Origin of the sequence: Aquamicrobium sp. (assembly GCF_023954335.1) — a bacterium.
Taxonomy (GTDB): Bacteria; Pseudomonadota; Alphaproteobacteria; order Rhizobiales; family Rhizobiaceae; genus Aerobium.
Window position 1 is genome coordinate 739,117 of sequence record NZ_JAMLIE010000001.1, and the last position, 23,466, is coordinate 762,582.

Annotated in this window: 19 protein-coding genes; 11 read left to right on the forward strand and 8 right to left on the reverse strand. The window is 69.1% G+C overall.

Going from position 1 to position 23,466, the window contains the following annotated elements; all coding sequences use genetic code 11:
- Nucleotides 1-2: 2 nt before the first annotated feature.
- Complete coding sequence (locus M9945_RS03660; protein WP_367943442.1) at nucleotides 3-740, reverse strand: IclR family transcriptional regulator; 738 nt, start codon at nucleotides 738-740, stop codon at nucleotides 3-5.
- Nucleotides 741-960: 220 nt separating this feature from the next.
- On the opposite strand from M9945_RS03660, the gene M9945_RS03665 reads away from it, so the two are divergent.
- From M9945_RS03665 to M9945_RS03680, 4 genes are read left to right on the forward strand one after another with little or no spacing between them, the layout of a single operon-like run.
- Nucleotides 961-2,187 (forward strand): cytochrome P450, encoded by a 1,227-nt coding sequence (locus M9945_RS03665; RefSeq protein WP_367943443.1) that lies wholly within the window; start codon nucleotides 961-963, stop codon nucleotides 2,185-2,187.
- Entirely contained in the window at nucleotides 2,187-3,428 is a 1,242-nt protein-coding gene (locus tag M9945_RS03670) for an NAD(P)/FAD-dependent oxidoreductase (protein ID WP_367943444.1), read from the forward strand. The genes M9945_RS03665 and M9945_RS03670 overlap by 1 nt, the downstream gene beginning before the upstream one ends.
- A gap of 6 nt (nucleotides 3,429-3,434) precedes the next feature.
- On the forward strand, nucleotides 3,435-3,752 hold the full coding sequence (locus tag M9945_RS03675; protein ID WP_367943445.1) for a 2Fe-2S iron-sulfur cluster-binding protein: 318 nt from the start codon (nucleotides 3,435-3,437) through the stop codon (nucleotides 3,750-3,752).
- Nucleotides 3,753-3,763: 11 nt separating this feature from the next.
- Nucleotides 3,764-4,567 carry an alpha/beta fold hydrolase gene (locus M9945_RS03680; RefSeq protein ID WP_367943446.1) on the forward strand — a complete coding sequence of 268 codons (804 nt, stop codon included), beginning with the start codon at nucleotides 3,764-3,766 and terminating at the stop codon, nucleotides 4,565-4,567.
- Between the two features lie 33 nt (nucleotides 4,568-4,600).
- Here the strand turns inward: M9945_RS03680 and M9945_RS03685 are convergent, their stop codons facing one another.
- From M9945_RS03685 to M9945_RS03700, 4 genes are read right to left on the reverse strand one after another with little or no spacing between them, the layout of a single operon-like run.
- Nucleotides 4,601-5,437, reverse strand: a complete 837-nt coding sequence (locus M9945_RS03685; protein ID WP_367943447.1) for an IclR family transcriptional regulator — start codon at nucleotides 5,435-5,437, stop codon at nucleotides 4,601-4,603.
- Nucleotides 5,434-8,136 carry a 2-oxoglutarate dehydrogenase E1 component gene (locus tag M9945_RS03690; RefSeq protein ID WP_367943448.1) on the reverse strand — a complete coding sequence of 901 codons (2,703 nt, stop codon included), beginning with the start codon at nucleotides 8,134-8,136 and terminating at the stop codon, nucleotides 5,434-5,436. Before M9945_RS03690 ends, M9945_RS03685 begins: the two co-directional genes overlap by 4 nt.
- Before the next feature lie 60 nt (nucleotides 8,137-8,196).
- On the reverse strand, nucleotides 8,197-9,090 hold the full coding sequence (locus tag M9945_RS03695; protein WP_367943449.1) for an NAD(P)-dependent oxidoreductase: 894 nt from the start codon (nucleotides 9,088-9,090) through the stop codon (nucleotides 8,197-8,199).
- 27 nt (nucleotides 9,091-9,117) lie between these two features.
- On the reverse strand, nucleotides 9,118-10,554 hold the full coding sequence (locus M9945_RS03700; RefSeq protein WP_367943450.1) for an aldehyde dehydrogenase family protein: 1,437 nt from the start codon (nucleotides 10,552-10,554) through the stop codon (nucleotides 9,118-9,120).
- Between the two features lie 340 nt (nucleotides 10,555-10,894).
- On the opposite strand from M9945_RS03700, the gene M9945_RS03705 reads away from it, so the two are divergent.
- From M9945_RS03705 to M9945_RS03735, 7 genes are all read left to right on the forward strand, one after another.
- Nucleotides 10,895-11,473: a TRAP transporter small permease subunit gene (locus M9945_RS03705; protein ID WP_367928454.1), complete on the forward strand. Its 579-nt coding sequence runs from the start codon at nucleotides 10,895-10,897 to the stop codon at nucleotides 11,471-11,473.
- Nucleotides 11,470-13,122, forward strand: coding sequence for a TRAP transporter large permease subunit (locus M9945_RS03710; RefSeq protein WP_367943451.1), 1,653 nt, complete (start codon nucleotides 11,470-11,472; stop codon nucleotides 13,120-13,122). The genes M9945_RS03705 and M9945_RS03710 overlap by 4 nt, the downstream gene beginning before the upstream one ends.
- Before the next feature lie 2 nt (nucleotides 13,123-13,124).
- Nucleotides 13,125-14,357: a CoA transferase gene (locus M9945_RS03715; RefSeq protein ID WP_367928456.1), complete on the forward strand. Its 1,233-nt coding sequence runs from the start codon at nucleotides 13,125-13,127 to the stop codon at nucleotides 14,355-14,357.
- Nucleotides 14,354-15,199 (forward strand): MaoC family dehydratase N-terminal domain-containing protein, encoded by an 846-nt coding sequence (locus M9945_RS03720; RefSeq protein ID WP_367943452.1) that lies wholly within the window; start codon nucleotides 14,354-14,356, stop codon nucleotides 15,197-15,199. Before M9945_RS03715 ends, M9945_RS03720 begins: the two co-directional genes overlap by 4 nt.
- A 26-nt stretch (nucleotides 15,200-15,225) precedes the next feature.
- Nucleotides 15,226-16,905 (forward strand): acyl-CoA dehydrogenase family protein, encoded by a 1,680-nt coding sequence (locus M9945_RS03725; protein ID WP_367943453.1) that lies wholly within the window; start codon nucleotides 15,226-15,228, stop codon nucleotides 16,903-16,905.
- A gap of 258 nt (nucleotides 16,906-17,163) precedes the next feature.
- Entirely contained in the window at nucleotides 17,164-18,246 is a 1,083-nt protein-coding gene (locus tag M9945_RS03730; protein WP_367943454.1) for a TRAP transporter substrate-binding protein, read from the forward strand.
- A 41-nt stretch (nucleotides 18,247-18,287) separates the two neighbouring features.
- Nucleotides 18,288-19,085, forward strand: a complete 798-nt coding sequence (locus tag M9945_RS03735) for an SDR family NAD(P)-dependent oxidoreductase (RefSeq protein WP_367943455.1) — start codon at nucleotides 18,288-18,290, stop codon at nucleotides 19,083-19,085.
- 14 nt (nucleotides 19,086-19,099) lie between these two features.
- On the opposite strand, the gene M9945_RS03740 is transcribed toward M9945_RS03735, so the two are convergent.
- From M9945_RS03740 to M9945_RS03750, 3 genes are all read right to left on the reverse strand, one after another.
- Nucleotides 19,100-20,533 carry a phosphomannomutase gene (locus M9945_RS03740; RefSeq protein ID WP_367943456.1) on the reverse strand — a complete coding sequence of 478 codons (1,434 nt, stop codon included), beginning with the start codon at nucleotides 20,531-20,533 and terminating at the stop codon, nucleotides 19,100-19,102.
- 37 nt (nucleotides 20,534-20,570) lie between these two features.
- Complete coding sequence (locus tag M9945_RS03745; protein WP_367943457.1) at nucleotides 20,571-21,677, reverse strand: glycosyltransferase; 1,107 nt, start codon at nucleotides 21,675-21,677, stop codon at nucleotides 20,571-20,573.
- Nucleotides 21,678-21,747: 70 nt separating this feature from the next.
- A complete protein-coding gene (locus M9945_RS03750) occupies nucleotides 21,748-23,163 on the reverse strand; it encodes a mannose-1-phosphate guanylyltransferase/mannose-6-phosphate isomerase (RefSeq protein ID WP_367943458.1) in 1,416 nt (471 codons plus the stop codon).
- Nucleotides 23,164-23,466 lie beyond the last annotated feature (303 nt).

Sequence of the window (23,466 nt, forward strand, 5' to 3'; positions counted from 1 at the left end):
GGTCATATCCGCTCGCCGATGCGTGCGGCCTTTTCCTTGGCCAGCAGGATCAGCTCGGGAATCGCGGTCGCGTAGTCGCGGTCCTTGTAGCGGGCGAAGGTCAGGCTGCCGTAGATCTTGCCGTTCTGCATCTTGATCGGCACGGAGATGCCGACGAGATGGGCGTCGAGCTCGCTGGAGACGATGTAACCATCCGTCCGCAGCTTCTTGAGTTTTTTGCGAAAGCCGGCCCAGTCCTCGGCGATCTTCTTCTGCCTGATCTCGTTCTCGAACAGGAGATAGACGTTCTTCAACTCGGCCGAGGGCAGGTGGGACAGGACGATGCGGGACGGGCCGCCCTGAAGCAGGTTCATCGATTTCCCGCGGTCCATCTCGAGGCGGATCGTCTCGTCCGTCTTGTCCTCGTAGACCGACAGGATCTTGTCGCCGTAGAAGCGCGAGATCATGATCGTGCCGCTGACCGCGTCGCGGGCGTCCCGCAGGATCTCGTCGGCGGCCTTGAGGACGGGGTCCGACAGGCGCACCGTCCTGTCGATCTCGATGAAGCGCGGGCCGAGGATGTAGGAGCCCGAGATGTTGGTCAGGATGCCGTAGGACTGCATGCTCCTGAGATAGCGGTAGACGGTCGATTTCTTCAGGTCGAGCGTTTCCGAAAGCTCGTTCGCCGTCCAGCGCGGGTGGGTCTCGGTGAAGCAGCCGATGATCGCGAAGAACCGGTTGATGCTCTCTGACTCGTTCATCGTCGCGCCTTCATGAAACCCGCCTGATTCTTTCCAGTCCCTTGTTACCGCAGCCCCGCCCGTTCGTCTTCCGTGCGGCCGGCCGGGCCGGCGCCGCGCCCGCCGTCCCTCGCAGGAGCGTTGTGCGATGCACATAATATCCTATTTTCTCATATATTGCAAAAATCCAGATTTCTTGTTATTTGACATTTATCAAGGTCGTGCCTTTCCGGAGCCCCAGATGTCCTCTTCCCACCCCTATTCCCATGAGCTCGACTGGCCGGAGGATATCGGCCCGTTCGATGCGGTCAGCTTCTCCATCCAGGCCGATCCGTTTCCTTATTATGCATGGATGCGCGACAATGCCCCGGCCCTGCGCACCTCGACGCCCTCCGGCGACGTCTGGTTCCTCTCGCGCTACGAGGACATCCGTCAGGCGTTCCGCTCGCCCAAGGTGTTCGGCTCGCAGGTCATGGATCCTTACCTGCTGCGCTTCCTGACCATCCTCGATTCGCCCGACCATCCGCGCCTGCGCCGCGCCGTGGCGCCGCATTTCATTCCGAAATCGCTGGAGGCGCTGCGGCCGGGCGTCGCCGCGCAGGCCCGCCAACTCCTCGGCGATCTGGCGGCGGCCGGCGGTGGCGACATCGTCAACGGCTTCGCCTTGCCGCTGACCATGAAGACCATCGCCTCCGTCCTCGGCCTGCGCTTTTCCGAGATCGACCAGCTGAAGGAATGGTCGGACGCCATGTCGAGCTATTTCGGCCGGGTGGGGCGCAACGCCCCCGGCGCCGCCGGCGACAAGGAGACGACGGCCGAGTTCTTCCAGTTCCTCGAAGGCGAGATGAAGGAGGCGCACGCCAGGGGCGAGGAATCGCTCATCGCCAAGCTCTACGGCCAGTATCTCAGCGGCGACCTCACCCATGACGAGGCCGTTCACATGGTCGGCTTCATGTTCGTCGCCGGCCACGAGACGACGACGATCATCATCGCCAACCTGATGACGACGCTGTCCGAGCATCCCGACCTCATCGTCCGGCTGCGCGGCGACGACACCCTGCTCGCCCCTTGCGTCGAGGAGCAGGTCCGCTACCGCGGGACGCTGCAGCGCGTCAGCCGCATGACCTACGAGGACGCCGAGGTCGCCGGCGTCACCATTCCCAAGGGCTCCTTCGTCAAGCTGCTGCCGGGCTCGGCAAACCGCGACCGGACCGTCTTCGACAATGCCGACATGTTCGACATCGGCCGCGACAACGCTGCCCATATCGGCTTCGGCCACGGCATTCACATGTGCCTCGGCGCGCCGCTGGCGCGGCTGGAGGCGACCGCCGCGCTCAAGGAGTTCAGCGCGGTGATGGACGGCATCGCCATCGATCGCTCCAAGCCGATCATCTATGTCGAGGGCGGCAACATGGCCAATTCCGGCCCCTCCTCGATGCATGTGAAGCTCGAGCCGCGGGCGGCCTGATGGCGCATTTCGACACGGTGATCGTCGGCGCCGGCCATGGCGGCACCGCCGTGGCCGACCAGCTCCGGCGCCACAAATACGAAGGCACGATCGGCATCGTCGAGGCGCAGCCCGGCCTGCCCTACGAGCGGCCGCATCTGTCGAAGGGCGCGCTCTATGCCGAGGGCGCGCGGCCGAAGGTGCCGCTGCGCGGCGACAAATGGCTGCGCACCCGGCGCGTCACGCTGCTCGGCGGGGCCGGGGTCGCGACCGTCGACATGGACGAGCGCAGGCTGACGCTCTCCTGCGGCATGGAAATCGGCTACGGCAAGCTGGTTCTGGCGACCGGGGTGCAGCCGCGCCAGCCGTCCTATTCGGCGCGGGTCCCGATGGCGCTCGGCACGCCGGCGGATGCGTGCCGCGTTCTCGACGCGCTCCGCGCGATACGCTCGCTGGCGGTGGTCGGCGGCGGCTTCGTCGGGCTGGAGGTCGCCTCGGCGGCGGCCGCGCGCGGCATCGGGGTTTTCATCTTCGAACGCGAGGATCGCCTTCTCAAGCGCGCGCTGGGCGCGGACGTGTCGGAAACCATTCGCCGCGCCCATGAAGGCGCGGGCGCGACGGTGCTGCTCGGCTCGGCCGTCGACGACATCGTCCGCCTCGACGACGGCGGCTACAGGATCGTCTGCGGCGACAGGAACGTCGTCGTCGACGAGGTGCTTGCCGGCGTCGGCTCGGTCCCGCTCCTGCCTGCCTTCAAGGGCCGTACTCCGCGCCTCGACAACGGCTTCGTCGTCACCGGCCGGCATGGCACGACCGATGTCGAGGGCGTCTATGCCGTCGGCGACGTCGCGCGCATCGTCGCCGACGACGGCGCGCCGCTGCCCTACTCGCCCTGCATCGAGAACGCGCTCCACTCGGCCGAGATGGCCGCGCGCCACATCGCCGGCGGCCCCGCCGGGGGCAGGGCCTACGTCCAGATCCTGTGGACCGACCAGATGGGGCTGAAGGTCCGCTCCGCCGGCAGCATGGCGGGCGCGGAGGCAGCCGCCGAGCGGATCGATCTCGACGGCGCCGGCAACGCCTACGTCGTCATCTGCCGCGATGCCCGCAACGTCGTGACCGGCATGGAATCGGTGAATTTTCCCAAGGTGCAGACCGTGGGGAAGCGGGCCGTGAGCGAAGAATGGACCGTCGATCGATTCATCGATCAGGTCGTCAACCCCGACAGAGATGTCGCTAATCATCCAGACAAGGTGAGCTGACCGAGCATGGCAACGAAAACGATTACCGTCACCGATATCGACAGCAAGGAATACGACGTCGAGCTGATCGACGGCCAGAGCCTGATGGAGGTGATGCGCGATTCCGGCCTTTCCGTCCTCGCGACATGCGGCGGCACCTGCTCGTGCGCGACCTGCCACGTCTATCTCGACGGCGAGTGGCCCGAGCACCTGACCGTTCCCGGCGGCGAGGAGCTCGACATCCTCGAAGGCACCGGCCAGTACGAGCCGGGCCGCTCGCGGCTGTCGTGCCAGATCCCGTGCGCCGAGGTCGAGGGCGGGCGGCTGACCGTCGCGCCGGACTGATCGGAGCCGAGATGACCACGCTGATCCCCGCAAGCACCGGGCTGCATCACGTTCTCGACGGCGGCCGCCGCGGCGAGCCCGCCCTCGTGTTCGTCAATTCCCTCGGCACCGACCATCGCATGTGGTCCGACCTGTGCGACAGGCTGCCCGCCGGCCTGCGCGCCATCCGCTACGACAAGATCGGCCATGGCCTGTCGGCCGCCGGCCCGCGTCGGCGCATCGGCATGGGCGAGCTTGTCGACGATCTCGAACGGGTGCTCGAAGCCCACGAATGCCCGGCCGCGTGCCTGGTCGGCGCCTCGATCGGCGGGCATATCGCCGCCCTCCTTGCCGCTCGGCGTCCCGACCTCGTCAAGGGCCTCGTCATCGTCGGCTCGACGCCGACCATGGGCACGCCGCAGATGTGGATGCGCCGGTTCTTCGACGTCGCGACGTCCGGGATGGACACGCTGGCGCGGCAGATGGTGCAGCGCTGGTTCCCGGCCGGGTTCCTCGCCGCCAATCCGCCGGTCGCGGCGCTCTACGAGACGATGGTCGCCCGCTGCGATGTCGCTACCTATTGCGAGATATGCCAGGCGCTGATCGAGTCCGATGTCTCGCAGGCTCTGCGCGACCTGGAGATCGCGCCGCTGCTCGTCTGCGGCGAGGAGGATGTCAGCGCATCGCCCGCCGCCATGCTGGCCATGGCGCAGGTGATGGGCGGCGCGCGGCTCGAAATCCTCGAAGGCTGCGGCCACATGCCGGCCGCGCAGCAGCCGGAGGCGATGGCCGCGCTGATCGGCGAATACGCTGCTGCCGTGGGGATTGGAAGATAGACAGCCGGCGCAGTATCGCCGGCTTTGGTGGGGTCAATCCCGTTCCGCGCCGGCTGCTGCTACGCCTGCATCGGGCGCCATGCCGGCGCTCGCATCCTTCTCCAGCAGCTTGCCGATACGGTCTGCGGTGGCCTCGAGCGCGGGCAGGACGAGCGACAATTGCTGGTCGCGGCTTCCCGCCGTGTTGAGGACGAGGCTGCTGATCGCGGCGACCGGCTCGCCGAACGCCTTGATCGGCACGCCGACGGCCCAGATCAGCGACTGGTAAAGCTCGTTCAGGTAGATTTCCTGCGCGAAGGCGTGGCCGGTGCGCCGCGCCGCCTCGATCCGCTCGTTGAGCGTCTCCCACAGCGAGGGCTCGGCGTCCCACCGGTCCTGGCTCTTGCGCAGCAGGTCGAGGATGCGCTCGCGCTCGGGCCGGTCGAGCGCGGCGAGATAGGCGGTGCCGACGCCGGTCGCCAGCAGCGGGATCTGCGCGCCGAGGCGGCCGGGGATCGACATGCCGTTGGCGCTGCGGTTGGAGTAGACGATGATCATCGAGCGGCCTTCGAGGACCGCGAGGTTCGACGGCCAGCCGATGCGGCTGCGCAGGTCCTCGATCAGGGGCTCGGCGAGCTGCACGAGGCGCGAGCGCGCGTCGTAGCCGCGGCTCAGCGATTTCGTCCGCGCGGTCACGCCGAAGACCTGCTGGCCGGGATAGCGGTAGACATAGCCGGCTTCGATGAGCGTTTCGATGATGCGCACGGCGGTGGGCTGGGGCAGGCGGCAGGCCTTGCTGACTTCCGAGGCGGTCAGGGGACCGTTCTCGCTGACGACCCGCAACACTTCGAGCCCGCGCAGAATGGCCCTGACGGGCTCGAATGACGTCATGTCGCCAACTCCTCCATGGCCAGCGCCAGCGCGCGCCGGACCAGCTCGTTCTGCTCCGCCGTATGGCGGTCGATGGAGCCGCCGGCGGGAACGGGCGTGGCCGGCCGTCCTACCGCCTCGATCCGGGCCGGCACCCCGGCCGCGCCGAGCGCGTCGCGCACGAACGCCCAGGCGCCCTGGTTCAGCGGCTCTTCCTGGCACCACACGACGGGGCCGTTGCCTTGCAGGGTCGAGATTTCGCGCGAGATGGCGGCAATGTCCAGAGGATAGAGCTGCTCGACCCGGTGAATCGCGACGTCCTCGGCCAGCCCTTCCTCGTTCCGCGCCTGCACGAGATCATAATAGATCTTGCCCGAGCAGAGAATAACGCCGCGGCTCTTCCCCGATCTTGCCGCCGGATCGGCGATGAACGGCAGGAAATGCGTGTCCCCGGCGAAGTCGGCGAGGGCGGAGATGCCGGCCCTCGCGCGCAGCAGCGACTTCGGCGCGATGACGAAGAGCGGCTTGCGCCACGGCGCGTGCAGCTGGCGGCGCAGGAGATGGAAATAGTTAGCCGGCGTCGAAGGGTTGGCGACGACGATGTTGCCGTTGGCGCACAGCTGCAGCAGGCGCTCGATGCGCGCCGAGGAATGGTCCGGCCCCTGTCCCTCGAGCCCGTGCGGCAGGAGCGCGACGAGGCCGGACATGATCTGCCATTTCGCCTCGGCCGAGACGATGAACTGGTCGACCGCGATCTGCGCCCCGTTGAGGAAGTCGCCGAACTGCGCCTCCCAGATCACCAGATCGTCGGGATTGTCGAGGCTGTGGCCGTATTCGAAGGCGAGCACGCCGTATTCGGACAGCGGGCTGTTGATCGCCTCGATCCGCGCGCCCGCGCTCACCGCTTCCGCGAGCGGCATCGCCGAGCGCTCGCTGGCGAGGTCGTGGACCCGCAGATGGCGCTGGGTGAACGTGCCGCGCACGCAATCCTGCCCCGACAGGCGGACGCTGCGCCCCTCGGCGAGCAGCGTGGCGAAGGCGAGGGCCTCGGCGGTCGCGAAGTTGATTGCCTCGCCCTTGTCGATCGCCTCGGCGCGGGTCTCGTAGAACTGGCGGATCTTGGGGTGGGGGGCGATGTCGGCGGGAATCGCCGTGGTCGCCCGCGCCAGCGCCCGCAGCCTGTCGGCCGGCATGCCGGTGCGCACGGGATTGAGAAGCCCCGCCTCGCCGGTGCAGACCCGCTCCTCCCAGCCCTGCTGGAAGCGGTTGACCATGTTGGGCCGCGCATTGCCGATGCCGGAGAAGGCATCGGCCAGCGCGTGGCGGAACGATGCCGCCGTCTCGCCGACGCGCTGCGCCGCCGCCTCGTCCTGCGCGGCGAGGCTTTCGGCCAACGCCGCGCCGAGCGGGCGGTGAATGTCGATGCGCTGCCACATGGCCGGCTGGGTGAAGCGCGGCTCGTCGAGCTCGTTGTGGCCGTTGCGGCGATAGCAGACGAGGTCGATGATGACGTCGCGGCCGAAGGCGCGGCGCCACGCGAAGGCGACGGCCGCGGCTCTGACCAGCGCGGCGGGGTCGTCGCCGTTGACGTGCAGCACCGGCGCCCCGACCATCTTGCCGATGTCGGTGCAGTAGGTCGCCGTCCTGCCCTCGGACGGCATGGTGGTGAAGCCGATCTGGTTGTTGACGACGATGTGGATCGAGCCGCCGACGCCGTAGCCGTCGAGGCCCGAGAGCTGCATCAGCTCGGCGATCAGCCCCTGGCCGGAAAAGGCCGCGTCGGTGTGGAGGAGGATGCAGACGGCGTCCGCCGCCGCCCGGTCCCTGCGGCGCGCGCGCGTCAGGCCGGCGGCCACCGGCGCGACGACGCCGAGATGCGACGGATGCGGCGCCAGCGCGACCTTGAGCGCGGCGCCGTCGAAGGACAGTTCCGCCGCGTGGCCGAGATGGTAGGGCACGTCGCCGGTATAGTCGGGCCGGCCGTCGGTCAGGTCGTGGCCGGCGATCTCGGCCAGCAGCATCGCCGGCGGCTTGCCCAGCACCGTCGCCAGCGTCGCCAGCCGGCCGCGATGCATGCCGCCCATCACCGCTTCCGCGCAGCCCGCGCCGGCGGCGTGGCGCAGGAGCTCGCGCAGCAGGACGACGCTTCCCTCCGAGCCTTCGGCGCCGAACCGCTTCTTGGTCGGGTGCTTGGTCATGACGAATTTCTCGAACTCGTCGACCAGCGCCACGGCCTCGCAGGCGCGCTCCAGCGCCGCCGCATCGAGCGGCGCGGCCATCGTCCGCTCATATTCGGCGAAGAGCCAGTCGCGGGCGTCCTCGTCGTCGATATGCGTGGCCTGCAGCGTGCAGGGGCCGGTATAGGCCGCCTCCAGCGATTGCAGCAGCGCGTCGAGCCCGCCCGTCAGGCGTTGCCCGGCATAGTCGTAGCGCGCTTCCGCCGCGCCCTGTTCGCGCGCGCTTTCGCGCAGCCGCGCCAGCGAGGCGAGCCTGCGCCGCGGGAAGAAGCCGAGCGGGTCGAGGTCGGCCTCGAGATGGCCCGAGCGGCGGAAGGCGTCGACGAGCATTCCGGCGAGGGCGTCCGGCCGGCCGGTCGGGGCCTCGCCGCCGTCCAGCGTCTCGAAATAGACGCACCAGTCGGCCGGGACGGAGTTCCGGTCGCGTCGGTAACGGCTGTAGAGCTCGAGATAATAGGAGTTGTCACCCACCAACGGCACCATGCGAAGAGATCCTGGGCACGAACGGACACGACCGCAGCGGAGGCTGTCGGGAGACGGCTGCTATTTCCCGGGCAGGCGGGGCGGCTCGACCCCGGCAAGCCGGCACCACGCGTCGAGCAGGCCGGAAAAATCCTTGCCGCCGAAGCCGCCCGCGCGGGCGAGCTGCAGGCACTCGCGCGCCGCCGAGCCCATCGACAGCGGCACCTTCATCGCCGAGGCCGCCGTCAGGGCGAGCCCGAGATCCTTGTGCGCGAGGTCGATCTGGAACCCCGGCTCGATGTCGCCCGCCAGCACCTTGACCGGGAAGTTGGTCTTCAGGTGGCCGTTGGTCGCGGTGGTGCCGTTGAGCACCTCGATCGTCTTTTCGAGATCGAGCCCGAAGCGCGCCATCAGCGTCAGCGTCTCGGCGTTGAGCTGAGCGGCGGCGATGGCGAGGTAGTTGTTGACCACCTTCATCCGCATGCCGGCCCCGACCGGGCCGCAATGGTGGATGGTCGTGCCCATGGCTTCCAGAAGCGGGCGGATGGCGGCGAAATCCGCCTCCGCCGCCCCGACCATGAACAGGCACTCGCCCCTGTCGGCGTGGATGGCGAGCCGGCCGACCGGCGAATCGGCGAAGCGCAGCCCCTTCGCCGCGACGAGCGCGGCGATCTCGTCGGTGACGAGCGGGTCGATGGTGCTCATGTCGACGATGATCGCGCCGGGCCGCGCCACCGGCAGGATCTCGCCCTCGACGACGGTGCGCACGTCGTTCGAGTTCGGCAGCATGGTGAAAACCACGTCGGCGTCGCGCGCGGCGTCGGCCGCGCTGGCCACGCCCGTTCCGCCGATGGCGGCAAGCGCCTCGCGCGCCTCCCGCTTCAGGTCGAAGCCGGTGACGGAGAAGCCCTTGCGCTGCAGGTTCGAAGCCATGGGCAGGCCCATGCGGCCCAGCCCGACAAAGCCAATCTTCATGACGATCTCACTTTCCGGATGTTCGCGTCAGACCGAGAGGTAGCTCGTCTTGACCATCGTATAGAATTCGACCGCGTAGCGACCCTGCTCGCGCGGGCCGTAGCTGGAGTTCTTCCGGCCGCCGAACGGCACATGGTAGTCGACGCCGGCGGTCGGCAGGTTCAGCATGGTCATGCCGGCCTCGACATTGGCGCGGAAATGGCGCGCATGCTTCATCGAGGTGGTGACGATGCCGGCGGAAAGGCCGTAGTCGGTGTCGTTCGCCACCGCCAGCGCCTCGTCATAGTCGCGCACGCGGATGACGCTGGCGAACGGGCCGAACACCTCCTCGCGGTTGATGCGCTGGACGTTCGTGGAGTCGGCGAACAGCACCGGGGCGACGTACCAGCCGCGCTCGGCGAGCTTCAGCTTCTCGCCGCCGGCGAGCAGGTTGGCCTTCTCGCCGCGCCCGACCTCGACATAGGACATGACCTTGTCGAACTGGCTTTCGTCGATCACCGGGCCGATCTGGGTCGAAGGATCGGCGGCGTTGCCGACCTTGATCTGCCGCAGCCGCTCGACCATGCCGGCGACGAGGCGGTCGTGGATGCCGTCGGTGACGATCAGCCGGCTGGACGCCGTGCAGCGCTGGCCTGCCTGGAAATAGGCGCCGTTGACCGCGAGCTCGACGGCGAGGTTGAGGTCGGCGTCGTCGAGGACGACGAGCGGGTTCTTGCCGCCCATCTCGAGCTGGACGCGGATCAGCCGCTCGGCGCAGCGCACGGCGATGCGACGGCCGGTCGCGGACGAGCCGGTGAACGAGATGGCGTCGGCGTTCTCGACCACGGCCGCGCCGATGTCCGGCCCGTTGCCGATCACCATGTTGAAGACACCGGCCGGCACCCCGGCCGTGGCGGCGATCTCGGCGATGGCGGCGGAAATGCCCGGCGTCTTCTCCGACGGTTTCCAGACGACGGCGTTGCCGAAGGCCAGCGCCGGCGCGAGCTTCCACAGCGACACCGCGATCGGGAAGTTCCACGGCGTGATCAGCCCGACGACGCCGACCGGCTCGCGGGTGATCTCGACGTCGACGTCCGGCCGCACCGAGCCGAGCTTCTCGCCCGGCAGGCGCAGCGCCTCGCCGGCGAAGAAGCGGGCGATGTTGCCGGCGCGGACGATCTCGCCGAGCGCGTCGGGAATGGTCTTGCCGCCTTCCAGCGACATGATCTTCGCCAGCTCGTCCTTGCGCTCGAAGATCGCCTGCGCGATCTTTTCCAGCACGACCGAGCGCTGCTCCAGCGTCGCGTTGCGCCAGGCCGGCTGCGCCTTGCGCGCGGCGGCGAAGGCTTCCTCGACATCAGCCACGCTGGCCATGCCGTAGCTGCCGGCCGATTCGTCGAGGTTCGAGGGGTTGCGGATTTCCAGGATATCGGCCCCGCCCCGCCAGTTGCCCGCGATGTAGTTCCTTGCAAGCGCCGTCGCCACTTCACTCTCCTTCGTATCGTTCGAACCGCGCGGCCCGTCGCCGGCCCGCCATGGTTCCTGCTGAGAAAGCCTCTAGCACTTTTCAAAACCCTATGCTAGTTTTGAATTACGTATTCATTCTATGAAAGATCGATATGTGGACAGGCGCCGCATGCCATGTCCGGATCTCCTGCCGCAAGAAGCCGGCTTTCGCCGGCGCGGCTCCGTGACGACCGGAAGCGGCGCTTGCCATCTTCAGTGAAAATGCCTTTGGCCGGCGCGTCCGGCAAGTGCGGGCTGACAGCGGAGGACGGCCGTTCGGCCAGGCCGGCGGTCCGGTAGACGGGAGGGAACGAACAGGATGTCTGCGTTGCTGGCGGTCGCCCGCCTGATAGATCGCTTGAACACGACGATAGGCCGGGCCGCCGGCTGGCTGATCCTGGGGGCCGTCGTCGTCAGCGCGGGGAACGCCCTGTCGCGGAAGTTCCTGTCCATCGGCTCCAACGCCTGGCTGGAGCTGCAATGGTATCTCTATGCCGGCGTCTTCATGCTGGGGGCGGGCTACACGCTCCTCAAGGACGCGCATGTGCGGATCGACATCGTCTCGGCGCAGCTGCGGAAGCGCAGCCGCGACTGGATCGACGTCTTCGGCCACATATTCTTCCTCATGCCGCTCTGCCTCATCCTCCTTTACGACGGCATTCCCTTCTTCCTCAGGTCCTTCAGCTCCGGCGAGCATTCCTCGAATGCCGGCGGCCTGCTGTTGTGGCCGGTCAAGCTGCTGGTGCCGCTCGGCTTCGGGCTGCTGCTGCTCCAGGCCGTCTCCGAGCTGATCAAGCGCATCGCCATCCTGCGCGGGCAGCTCGACGACAAGGTGGACGTCGACCCCGACGAGACGGGACCGGACGAGGCGAACGCCGGGGGCGGAGCCGCGTCATGACCGCCTTCATCATCGAGAACATGGCTCCGATCATGTTCGTGAGCCTGATCCTCTTCCTCATCCTCGGCTATCCGGTCGCCTTCGCGCTGTCCGCGGTCGGCCTCGGCTTCGCCTTCCTCAGCATCGAGCTCGGCCTGTTCGGCGAGAACTTCCTGCGCGCCCTGCCCGACAGGGTGTACGGCACGATGTCGAACGAGACGCTGCTGGCCATTCCCTTCTTCACCTTCATGGGGCTCGTCCTGCAACGATCCGGGATGGCAGAGGACCTCATCGACACGGTCGGCCAGCTTTTCGGCCCGGTGCGCGGCGGCCTCGCCTATGCGGTGATCTTCGTCGGCGCGCTGCTGGCCGCAACGACCGGCGTCGTCGCCGCCTCGGTCATCTCGATGAGCCTGATCGCGCTGCCGATCATGCTGCGCTACGGATACGACCGCTACCTCGCCACCGGCGTCATCATGGCCTCGGGCACGCTGGCACAGACGATTCCTCCCTCGATCATCCTGATCGTGCTGGCCGACCAGTTCGGCCAGTCGGTCGGCGACGTCTACAAGGGCGCGCTGGTGCCGGCCCTGCTGCTGGTCGTCCTCTACGCCGCCTACGTCTTCGGCCTGACCATGCTCAAGCCCGACGCGGCCCCGCCGATCCCGAAGGAGGCGCGCCGGCTCAACGAGGCGGACGGCACGGTCGGGCTGAAGTCGCTGGCCGCGATCCTGATCTTCATCGCGCTCGCCATCTTCGGCTTCATCCGCCTGCTTCAGGCGTTGTTTCCGGGCCTGCCCGAGATGGACACCGTCATATACGGCGCGGCGCTGGGCACCATCGCCGGCTATGCCGTCGCGCTGGCGAACCGCAACCTGAAGCTCGGCCTGCTGTCCCGTATGGCCGAGGCGGTGGTGATCGTGCTCGTGCCGCCGCTGGCGCTGATCTTCCTCGTGCTCGGCACGATCTTCCTCGGCGTCGCGACGCCGACCGAGGGCGGGGCCATGGGCGCGGCCGGCGCGCTGATCATGGCGATCGGCCGGCGCAGGCTCAGCTTCGGCATGCTGTCGGAGGCGATCGACGCGACCGCGCGCCTGTCCACCTTCGTCATGTTCATCCTGATCGGCTCGCGCGTCTTCGCCCTGACCTTCTACGGCGTCAACGGCCACGAATGGGTCGAGCATCTGCTGCTGTCGCTGCCCGGCGGCGCGATCGGCTTCCTCATCATCGTCAACCTGATCGTCTTCCTGCTCGGCTTCTTCCTCGACTTCTTCGAGATCGCCTTCATCCTGGTGCCGCTGCTGGCGCCGGCGGCGCAGGCGCTGGGGATCGATCTCGTCTGGTTCGCGGTGATGCTCGCCGTCAATCTCCAGACCAGCTACCTGACCCCTCCCTTCGGGTTCGCCCTGTTCTTCATGCGCTCGGCGACGCCGGCAAAGGCCTATACCGACACCGTGACCCGCCGGCGCATCGAGGGGATAAGGACCATAGACCTCTATCGCGCCACGCTCGCCTTCATCATCCTGCAGCTGGTCATGATCGGTTTTCTGGTCGCCTTCCCCCAGCTGGTCACGCATTACAAGGGGCCCGAAGTGCAGTATGAGGACAGCGAGATCGAGATTCCGGGTCTCGGGGACGATCTCGACCTTCCCGAACTGGATTTCAACTGACCATGTACGGCCATCTCAGGAACCTTACCGTCGTCGAGGGCGCGTCCTTCATCGCCGCGCCCTCCTGCGGGCTCTACCTCGCCCAGCTCGGCGCCCGCGTCATCCGTTTCGACCAGATCGGCGGCGGCCCGGATTTCGGCCGCTGGCCGAAGGACGCCGGCGGCGGCAGCCTCTACTGGGAGGGGCTGAACAAGGGCAAGCAGTCGGTGGCCATCGACCTGCGCAAGCCCGAGGGCAGGGAGCTGGCCGTGCGCCTCGCCACCGCGCCCGGCGACGGCGCGGGCATCTTCCTCACCAACTATCCGCCCGAGGGGTTCCTGTCGCATGCGAGCCTCGCCGCCCGCCGCCCGGACCAGATCACCGTGCGCGTCATGGGCTGGGCCGATGGCAGCTCGGCGCTCGACTACACCATCAACGCGGCGGTCGGCCTGCCCGACATGACCGGTCACCCCGACGATCCGCGGCCCGTCAACCACGTCCTTCCGGCCTGGGACCTGCTGACCGGCTCGATGGCGGCGCTTTCCCTCTTGGCGTCCGAGCGCCGCCGGCGCGAGACGGGCGCGGGCGAGGAGGTGCGCGTGCCGTTGAGCGACGTGGCCATCTCGACGCTCGGCAATCTCGGCCAGATCGCCGAGGTCACGCTGTCCGGGCAGGACCGGCCGCGCGTCGGCAACGACCTGTTCGGTGCCTTCGGGCGCGATTTCATCACCGCCGACGGCAGCCGCATCATGATCGTCGCCATCACCGCGCGCCAGTGGAGCGGGCTGGTCTCGTGCCTTTCGCTCGGCGCGGAGGTCGCGGCGCTGGAGGCGCAAGCCGGCGTCTCCTTCGCCCATGACGAGGGGCTGCGCTTCGAGCATCGCGAGGCGCTGAACGGGCTCGTCGGCGCGGCGGTCGGCGCGCGGACGCTGGCCGATCTCGCGCCGGCGTTCGAGAAAGATGGCGTGTGCTGGGCGCCCTACCGGACGCTGCGGCAGGCCGTCGCCGAGGACCGCCGCCTCGTCTCCGGCAACCCGCTGTTCTCGTCGCTCGACCATCCGAGCGGCCGGCGCTATCCCGCGCCGGGCTTCGCGGCGACGATGTCAGGCGAGGCGCGCGCGCCGGCCGCGCCGGCCCCCGCGCTCGGCGCCGACACCGAGGAAGTGCTCGCCGACCTGCTCGGCTGCGACGGCGCGGAGATCGCGGCGCTGCACGACCGCGGCGTGGTCGCCTCGGCCGGGAAGGGCCGGGCATGAGCGCGCTGCCGCCCGGCGCGATCGATCTCTACCGGTCCTTCATCGGCCGGACCGAGGCGGCGAGGCAGTATCTCGACCCGGTGAGCCTGAAGCGGTTCCTCACCGTCCTCGGCGAGAACGGCGAAGCCCCTGCGGCGTTGCCGGCGATGACGCACTGGGCCTATTTCCTGCCGTTGCCGTCGAACGACGAGATCGGCGAGGACGGCCACCCGAGGCGCGGCGGCTTCCTGCCGCCGGTCGCCCTGCCGCGCCGGATGTTCGCCAGCGGATCGAGCGAATTCCACGCGCCGCTGCGCGCCGGCGCGGAGGCCGAGTGCGTAACGCGGATCGTCGACGTCGTCCACAAGGACGGCCGCAGCGGCGAGCTGGTGTTCCTCGAGCTGGATAAGACGATCTCGCAGGACGGCGAGACCTGCGTGGTCGAGCGCCAGACGATCGTCTATCGCGGCGACGGCGCAAAGGTGCCGCCGGTGGAGCCGGCGCCGGAAGCCGGGGCGGGCGGCGACGCCGTATGGCGGCCGGGTCCGGTCGATCTCTTCCGCTTCTCCGCCGTCACCTTCAACGGCCATCGCATCCACTACGACGCGCCCTACGCCGCCGATGTCGAGGGCTATCCCGGCCTCGTCGTCCACGGGCCGTTCACGGCCTCGAAGCTGTGCCGCCTCGCCGCGGGCATGCGCCCCGGCCGGGCGATGGCCAGCTTCGCCTTCCGCGCGGCCGCGCCGCTGTTCTGCGGCCAGCCCGTCCGGATGCGGGCCGAGGCAGGCGAGGACGGCCTTGCCCTGAGCGCGATCCGGCAGGACGGCAAGGTCGCGGTGGCGGCGCAGGCTTCCTTCCATTGATCCCGACAACGAAAGACGAGCGCGACATGTCCGATATGCAGGAGGAGCTTTCCCCTGAGACCCTGATCTCGAAGGCGGAGGATGCCGTCGCCGCGGCCCGCCGCTTCGCCGACGAGGCGCGAGGCGCCGTCCGGCGCGCGGTCTGCGGCCCCGACGGCAAGCTCGACCCCGCGCGGGCGGACGCGGCGCAGCGCCGGCTGCACGGCCTCGCCTGGATCGCCACCTATGTCGAGACGCTCGCCCAGACGCTGCAATGGGCGGGCGCGCTTCACCGCGCCGGCCGGTTCGGCGAGAACGAGCGCGACGTGCTGCTCATCGGCTTCGGCGAATATCTCGCCGCGCTGGCCGACGGCATCGCCATGAGCCAGAACGAATATGCGCGGCCGCGCGAGCTCGGCGTCGAGGCGGCCGCTTCCGTGCTCGTCGCCGACGAGGCGGTGGATTTCTTCCTGCGCGACGGCAACACCGCCGCCCGCCGCCACGCCCTCGTCGAGCGGCTTTATGCCGGCGGCGGCGTCGCCGAGACGCTGGGCGACGACGACCTGGACCTGGTGCGCGAGCAGTTCCGCCGCTTCGCGCAGGACAGGATCGCCCCCTTCGCCCAGCAATGGCACCACGACAACGCGCTGATCCCGACCGAGGTGATCGACGAGATGGCGGCGCTGGGCGTGTTCGGCGTCTGCGTCGACCCGCGCTATGGCGGGCTCGGCATGGGCAAGCTCGCCATGTGCGTGGTGACGGAGGAGCTGAGCCGCGCCTGGATCGCGGCCGGCTCCCTCGGCACGCGCTCCGAGATCGCCTGCGAGCTGATCTCCGACGCCGGCACGCCGGAGCAGAAGGAGCGCTGGCTGCCGCGCATCGCGTCTGGCGAGGTCCTGCCCACGGCGGTCTTCACCGAGCCGGACACCGGCTCCGACCTCGCCAGCCTGCGCACCCGCGCGACGCGGCAGGCCGACGGCAGCTGGCGTATCGACGGCAACAAGACATGGATCACCCACGCCGCGCGCAGCGACGTGATGACGCTGCTGGCCCGCACCGACCCGGCCAAGCCCGGCCATGACGGGCTGTCGATGTTCATCGCGCCGAAGCCGCGCGGCACCGAGGAGGACCCGTTCCCGGCCGAGGGCATGACGGGCAGCGAGATCGAGGTGCTCGGCTATCGCGGCATGCGCGAATACGAGCTCGGCTTCGCCGGCTTCCGCGTCGAGGCCGACGGCCTGCTCGGCGGCGTCGAGGGGCAGGGATTCAGGCAGCTGATGCGCACCTTCGAGAGCGCCCGGGTCCAGACCGCGGCGCGCGCCATCGGCGTGGCGTGGAAGGCGTTCGACCTCGGCTTCCGCTACGGCGGCGAGCGCCGGCAGTTCGGCAAGCCGCTGTGGCGGTTCCCGCGCGTCGGCGACAAGCTGGCGCTGATGGCCGTCGAGACGGTGATGGCGCGCGAGCTGACCTATTTCGCCGCCCGCGAGAAGGACCAGGCCCGCCGCTGCGACGTCGAGGCCGGCATGGCCAAGCTGCTGGCAGCGCGCATTGCCTGGAGCAATGCCGACACCGCGCTCCAGGTCCATGGCGGCAACGGCTACGCGCTGGAATACGAGATCAGCCGCGTCCTGTGCGACGCGCGCATCCTCAGCATCTTCGAGGGCGCGGCCGAGATTCAGGCCCATGTCATCGCGCGCGGCCTGCTGGCAGCCGGGCGCAACACCTGACGCGGCGGACGAGGGCGGGCGGCTTATCGCGCCGGCTCCGCGACGGCCGGCCCCGACGGGCCGCCGCACGACGGCCGCCTGAAAGCATCGCCCCAACGCCGCTCCTCCCGCCGCGCGCGGCCCGTCTCGTCTCGGACGCCGGCGCAGCCGCCGGCCGTTCCGAGCCGCAATGCGCAAGCCACTTGCATTCCGCAAGGATAAGCTTTATTATGAATACTATATTCATAGAATGAATATTTTACCCAAAGGGAGGATGCAATGAAGAGACGTGAAATGCTTGGAATGGTGGCCGGGGGCATGGCGGGCGCGCTGGCCGCGCCGCACGTGGCCTCCGCGCAGGACAAGGCGACCGTGACCTGGCGTTGCGCGTCGAGCTTCCCCAAGAGCGTCGAGATCCTGTACGGCAACGCGCCGGTGATGAGCGAGATCCTGTCGCGCCTGACCGATGGCGCCTTCAAGCTGCAGGTCTTCGCCGCCGGCGAGCTGGTGCCGCCGCTTGCGGTGCTCGATTCCGTGTCCACGAACGCGGTCGAGGTCGGCCACACCGCGCTCTACTACTTCTTCGGCAAGGACCCCGCGCTCGCCTTCGGCACGCACATCCCCTTCGGCCTCAACTCGCGCCAGCAGAACGCTTGGCTGTCGCGCGAGGGCACGGCCAAGGAGATCGACCGGATTCTCGCCAAGTACAATCTGGTCGGCTTCGTCGGCGGCAACACCGGCGCGCAGATGGGCGGCTTCTATCGCAAGGAGATCAACTCGGTCGAAGACCTGCAGGGCCTGAAAATCCGCATCTCCGGCCTCGGCGGCCGCATTCTCTCCAACATGGGGGCGATCGTCCAGCAGGTCGCGGCGGCCGACATCTATCCCTCGCTCGAGAAGGGCACGCTCGACGCGGCCGAGTTCAACGCCCCGCACGACGACCAGAAGATGGGCCTTCACAAGGTTGCGCCTCACTACTACTTCCCCGGCTTCTGGGACGGCTCCAACGTGCAGCACTTCATCGTCAACGCCGACGAATGGGCCAAGCTGCCGCCGCATTTCCAGGAGGCGTTCCGCGTCGCCGCCTTCGTCGCCAACTACGACAGCCTGCAGAAATACGACATCGCCAACGCGGCCGCGCTCGGCAGGATCGTCGCCGAGGGCGCGATCATCAAGCAGTTCCCGCAGGACGTGCTCGCCGCCGCCTTCAAGGTGGCGCACGAGATCTACGAGGAGATCTCGGCCGAGAACGAGGACTTCGCCATCCTCTACAAGGACATGCAGGAGTTCCAGCAGCAGGTGGCGCGCTGGCATCGCATCTCCGAGCTGGCCTACGACTCGACCGTCGCGCGCCTGCTCTAGGGCTTTTCGCCGCCACGGCAACCGCATGAGACATCGGCCCCATGACACAGAATGACGGACGTTCCGGCTCCGCTCCGGCGCGGCGGGTTTTCATCACCGGCGGCACTTCCGGGCTCGGGCAGGCGATCGCCCGTCATTTCCATCGTCTCGGGGCCGATGTCGGCATCTTCGATCTTGCGATTCCCGACGGCGCGGCCGAGGCCATCGCCGCGGGCGTCGTCTCGTCCGGGCGCATCCTCCCCTTCCGGGGCGACGTGCGCGAGGAGGCCGACCTCGTCCGCGCGGTCGAGGGGTTCACCGCCGCCTGCGGCCACATCGACGTCGTCGTCTGCGCGGCGGGGATCGTCCGGCCCGGCCGGCTGGAGGAGATGCCGCTCGGCGAGTTCCGCGCGGTGATGGACACCAACCTCGTCGGCTCGCTGCTGACGTTCCGGGCCGCGCTTCCGGCCCTGCGCCGGCGGCCCTCGGGGCCATGCGGGGCCAAGGTGGTGTTCATCTCGTCGATCAACGCCACCCACCCCAAGCAGGGCATGGGCGCCTATTCCCTGTCCAAGGTGGCGATCAACAACATGACGCGCGTGCTGGCGCGCGAGCATGCCGCCGAAGGCATCCAGATCAACGCGATCGCCCCCGGCACCATCGACACGCCGATGGTCAGCAACCTGATGAGCAGCCTTGCCGGCGGGGGAGAGGTCAAACTTTACGGCGAGGCGCCGATCGGCCGCGTCGGCGCGCCGACCGACATCCTGAAGCCGCTCGAGCTGCTTTGCGCCGAGGACGAGACCTTCATGACCGGTGCGGTCATCACCCTCGACGGCGGGCGCTCGGCCGCGGACTGAGCGGCCTTCGGCGTCTACGCCCCTGCCTTGTCGATCTCCGCCCTGGCGACGGCGAGGCCCCAGCCGAGCAGCGCCTCGGCCTGCGCCGCGTCGGCGGCCTCCACATAGCACCTGACCTCCGGCGCGTTGCCGGACACGCGGAAATGGACGGTCAGCCCGCCGGCCGAGCGGATGCGCACGCCGTCGCGCGCGTCGACGGCGGCGATGGGTCCGAGCGCGCCGAGAAGGTCGCGCCGGTAGGCCTCGTCATGCTCCAGCCGGTCGAGGAACGGCCCGCTCGCCCGGGCAGGCACCTCGCGCAGGCGGTCGCTGGCCGTGGCGCGGAAGCCGAAGCCGGCGGCGAGCCGCGACAGGGGTTGGCCGCTGCGGGCGATCTCGCTGAGGACGCAGGCGATGGGCAGCATCGCGTCGCGCGTCGGCAGCGCCGCGAGCCGCCGGCCCTCCTCCTCCACCGGCGAGGCGAGCAGCACGCCGCCATTCGCCTCGAAGCCGGCGACGCGCCCCGCGCCCGACGCGACGGCGGCGGCCATGCCCTCGATGACATAGGGCGAGCCGACGCGGGTGCGCACGACCGCGCCGAACCGGCCGCACGTCTCCAGCGCCGAATTGGAGGTGACGGGCGTGACCACCGTATCCGCCCCGAGCCGCGCCGCCGTCATCGCCCCGACGAGGTCGCCGCGCACGAAGCGCCCCGCCTCGTCGGCGATCAACGGCCGGTCGGCGTCGCCATCGGTGGAGACGATGGCGTCGAGAGGCTGCTCGCCGGCGAAGCGGCGAAGGAGATCGACGTCCTCCGGCCGCAGCGCCTCGGTGTCGACGGGAACGAAGGATTGCGCCCGGCCGAGCGCGACCGCCTCGGCCCCGAGCGCGCCGAGCAGGTCGACGATCAGGTCGCGGGCGACGGAGGAATGCTGGTAGACGCCGACGCGCAGGCCCTTCAGCGCCTCGCCGCCGAAGAAGTCGAGCGTGCGGGCCGAATAGCGGGCGAGGATGTCGGGCAGGGCGCGCAGCGCGCCGGGCTGTGCCGCGTCGGGCGGCGGCGGGCCGGCATGGATCGCGACGATCCCTTCCTCGTCCCGTTTGTCGATCTCGCCGTCGGCCCGGTAGAATTTCAGCCCGTTGCGGTCCTCCGGTATGTGGCTGCCGGTGACCATGATCGCCGGCAGGCCGCGCTCCATCGCGCCGAGCGCCAGCGCCGGCGTCGGAACCGCGCCGCAATCGAGCGCGTCGAAGCCCGCCGCCCGGATCGCCCCGTGGACGCGGGCGGCGATGGTCGGGCTCGACGCGCGCAGGTCCTGGCCGACCAGCACGCCGTCGCCGGGCCGGATGTCGCCCCGCTTCTCCAGCAGCGCGAGGAAGGCGCGCGTCCAGCTTTCCGCCGGCGGCCCGTCGAGCTCGCTGACCAGGCCGCGCAGGCCGCTCGTGCCGAATTTCAGATCAGTTGCCATGGTTTTCCCGTGCCTTCCTGATTTCCCTTTGCCGGCTTCAGATACCGTCGCGCCGGTGCAGCACCTCGCGATAGAGGTCGAGATAGGCGGCGCACATGGTTTCCTCGCGAAACAGCGCCATGAAGCGGGCGCGGGCGTTCGCGCCCATCCGGGCCGCCAGCGCCTCGTCGCGCGCCAGCGCCAGCATCGCCTCGCCGAGGCGCGCCGGATCGGCCGGCGGCACGGCAAGCCCGGTCTCGCCGTCGAGATTGGCATAGGTCGTCCCGGTGCCGATCTCGCAGGTGACCATCGGCCGGCCCGCCCTTGCCGCCTCGAGCAGCACCACCCCGAACGCTTCCGAGCGCAGGTGGGACGGCAGGACGACGGCGCGGCAAAGCTCGATCAGGCATTCCTTGTCCTCGTCCGACACCGCGCCGACGAGGCGCACATGCGCCGGTACCGCTGCGCCCTCGAACGCCGAAGGGGCCGACGCGCCGGCGACGACCACCGGAAGGCCGGTCCGCGCCGCCGCCTCGATGAGGAACGGCAGCCCCTTGTAGTAGCGCGCCGAGCCGACGAACAGGAAGAAGCCGGAGCCGACCCGCCGCCGCCACGCCTCGATGCGCGCCGGCGAGGGCGGCACGCGCTCGCCAAGGGCGAGCGGGATGACGCGCACCTTGTCCCGGTAGCGAAGCAGCGCCTCGCTGGTCCGCGCATAGTTGGGCGAGGTGGCGACGATGGCGTCGGCGCGCTTGAGGAACGCGTTCATCAGCGGCTTGTAGGCATGGAGCAGGCGGCGCTGCCGGACGATATCGGAATGGTAGACGACCACCGAGGGCTTTCGCCGGCCATGCAGGAAATAGAGCAGGTCGCCGAACGGCCACGGGAAATGGTAGGTGACGAGGTCGAACGGCGCGACCAGCCGGCCGAATTCGCGCGCCGCCTGAAGCGAAAAGCTGCTCGACGCCAGGTGAAGGCTCGACCGCATCGGGTGGAGATAATGGCGGCCGAGATGCGCCGGGACGGCCCGCGCATCGTCGTAGACCGCCATCACATGGCTTTCGACGCCGTCGTCGGCGAGCCCCTCGGCGAGGGTGTGGATGACGGTCGGCACGCCCGTATTGTCCTCGGGCAGGTAGGTCTTGTAGACGTGCAGCACTTTCATCGGGAGCCTGCCTGTCGCCGGGGCATCGGCCCGTCACCGCCCCGGCGCGCGCCGCGCGGGCATGTTCCCGTCACGACCTGCCGTAGACGTCGTCGAAGCGGATGATGTCGTCCTCGCCGAGATAGTCGCCGCTCTGCACCTCGATCAGGATCAGCGGCAGCACGCCGGGATTCTCGAGCCGGTGCCGGTGGCCGCTCGGGATGTAGGTCGACTGGTTGGTCGACAGCAGCGTCACCTTGTCCTCGTTGGTGACCTTGGCGGTCCCGTACACCACCACCCAGTGCTCCGACCGGTGATGATGCGCCTGGAGGCTGAGGCAGCCGCCGGGCTTGACCTCGATGCGCTTGATCTTGAAGCGGTCGCCTTCCTCCAGCACCGTATAGGTGCCCCACGGGCGATGCACCGTGCGGTGGAAGCGGGCGGCCTCGTGCTTCGCCGCCTTCAGGCGGTTGTAGACCTGCTTGACGTTCTGCGCCTTGTCCTTGTGGGCGATCAGCAGCGCGTCGGGCGTGTCGACGACGAGAAGGTCGGAGACGCCGACGAGGCCGACGAGCCGGCTGTCGGCGCGCACGAAGCTGTTCTTCGTCTCCTCGAGGATGACGTCGCCCATCGTGCGGTTGCCGGTTTCGTCGGGCGCGACGAGATCGACGACCGCCGACCACGAGCCGATGTCCGACCAGCCGCAATCGACGCTGACGCAGGCGATGTTGTCGGCCTTCTCCATCACCGCGTAGTCGATGGAGATCGCGGGCGTCTGCTGCATCGGCTCCAGCGCGACCTCGACGGTCTCATGCTGGCGGAACGTGCCCGCCTCGGCCGCGTCGAGCGCCTGCCGGGCGCCGGCGAGCACCTCGGGGCAATGGATCTCCATGGCGCGCAGCATCGCGTCGGCGCGGAAGCAGAACATGCCCGAGTTCCAGCGGTGGCGGCCGCCCGCGAGATAGGCGGCGGCGGTCTCGGCGTCGGGCTTCTCGACGAAGCGCAGCGCCTTCTCGCCCTCGACCTCGATATAGCCGAACCCGGTTTCCGGCCGGTCGGGCTCGATGCCGAAGGTGACGATGCGCCCCTGCTGCGCGAGCTCGACGGCGCGGCGCACGGCCCCGGCGAAGGCGGCCTCGTCGCGGATCAGGTGATCGGCGGGCGAGACGAGCAGCACCGTCTCGCCGCCATGGGCCCCGGCCACATGCAGCGCCGCCAGCGCCACGGCCGCCGCCGTGTCGCGCCCGACGGGCTCCAGAAGGAACGTGTTGCCGACGGCCGGCGCGGCCGCGGCCTGATAGGCGTCGGCCGTCAGGAACAGGAAGTCGCGGTTGGTCACGGTGACGATGCGCTCGACGCCTTCCAGCCGCGCCGCGCGGGAATAGGCCTGCCCGATCAGGGTGCCGCCTTCCGGCATCTCGACGAAAGGCTTGGGGCAGGTGTCGCGGGACAGCGGCCAAAGCCGCGATCCGGCGCCGCCGCTGATGATGACAGGCATGAAGGCCATGGCCGCACTCCTCGATTCGCTTACGCGTCTCTTACCGCATTCAACCGGAACGGACAGTTCCACGCTTCGACGCAGCAAATGCGCCCACCGCCATCGGCGTGGAGTAGTACACCTCGAACCCGGAATACAGAAGAATTTTCATCTTTTCCGATTTCGGATTCCCGGCGCCTGATCTGTCGAATGTCTACTCTTCCGATGACGTTGTTGTAATACGTGTCACAAAAAAGATGATTCGCGCCGAGCCGGCGCGTGGAGGGCGGGATGCTTCGCTCCTGAGGGTCGAATCCCGCCGGCCATTCTCCA

What these genes read in the sequence shown, in the direction of transcription:
- M9945_RS03660 (WP_367943442.1), bottom strand. Translation starts at nt 740, where the DNA reads ATGAACGAGTCAGAGAGCATCAACCGGTTCTTCGCGATCATCGGCTGC.
- M9945_RS03665 (WP_367943443.1), top strand. Translation starts at nt 961, where the DNA reads ATGTCCTCTTCCCACCCCTATTCCCATGAGCTCGACTGGCCGGAGGAT.
- M9945_RS03670 (WP_367943444.1), top strand. Translation starts at nt 2,187, where the DNA reads ATGGCGCATTTCGACACGGTGATCGTCGGCGCCGGCCATGGCGGCACC.
- M9945_RS03675 (WP_367943445.1), top strand. Translation starts at nt 3,435, where the DNA reads ATGGCAACGAAAACGATTACCGTCACCGATATCGACAGCAAGGAATAC.
- M9945_RS03680 (WP_367943446.1), top strand. Translation starts at nt 3,764, where the DNA reads ATGACCACGCTGATCCCCGCAAGCACCGGGCTGCATCACGTTCTCGAC.
- M9945_RS03685 (WP_367943447.1), bottom strand. Translation starts at nt 5,437, where the DNA reads ATGACGTCATTCGAGCCCGTCAGGGCCATTCTGCGCGGGCTCGAAGTG.
- M9945_RS03690 (WP_367943448.1), bottom strand. Translation starts at nt 8,136, where the DNA reads ATGGTGCCGTTGGTGGGTGACAACTCCTATTATCTCGAGCTCTACAGC.
- M9945_RS03695 (WP_367943449.1), bottom strand. Translation starts at nt 9,090, where the DNA reads ATGAAGATTGGCTTTGTCGGGCTGGGCCGCATGGGCCTGCCCATGGCT.
- M9945_RS03705 (WP_367928454.1), top strand. Translation starts at nt 10,895, where the DNA reads ATGTCTGCGTTGCTGGCGGTCGCCCGCCTGATAGATCGCTTGAACACG.
- M9945_RS03710 (WP_367943451.1), top strand. Translation starts at nt 11,470, where the DNA reads ATGACCGCCTTCATCATCGAGAACATGGCTCCGATCATGTTCGTGAGC.
- M9945_RS03715 (WP_367928456.1), top strand. Translation starts at nt 13,125, where the DNA reads ATGTACGGCCATCTCAGGAACCTTACCGTCGTCGAGGGCGCGTCCTTC.
- M9945_RS03720 (WP_367943452.1), top strand. Translation starts at nt 14,354, where the DNA reads ATGAGCGCGCTGCCGCCCGGCGCGATCGATCTCTACCGGTCCTTCATC.
- M9945_RS03725 (WP_367943453.1), top strand. Translation starts at nt 15,226, where the DNA reads ATGTCCGATATGCAGGAGGAGCTTTCCCCTGAGACCCTGATCTCGAAG.
- M9945_RS03730 (WP_367943454.1), top strand. Translation starts at nt 17,164, where the DNA reads ATGAAGAGACGTGAAATGCTTGGAATGGTGGCCGGGGGCATGGCGGGC.
- M9945_RS03735 (WP_367943455.1), top strand. Translation starts at nt 18,288, where the DNA reads ATGACACAGAATGACGGACGTTCCGGCTCCGCTCCGGCGCGGCGGGTT.
- M9945_RS03740 (WP_367943456.1), bottom strand. Translation starts at nt 20,533, where the DNA reads ATGGCAACTGATCTGAAATTCGGCACGAGCGGCCTGCGCGGCCTGGTC.
- M9945_RS03745 (WP_367943457.1), bottom strand. Translation starts at nt 21,677, where the DNA reads ATGAAAGTGCTGCACGTCTACAAGACCTACCTGCCCGAGGACAATACG.
- M9945_RS03750 (WP_367943458.1), bottom strand. Translation starts at nt 23,163, where the DNA reads ATGGCCTTCATGCCTGTCATCATCAGCGGCGGCGCCGGATCGCGGCTT.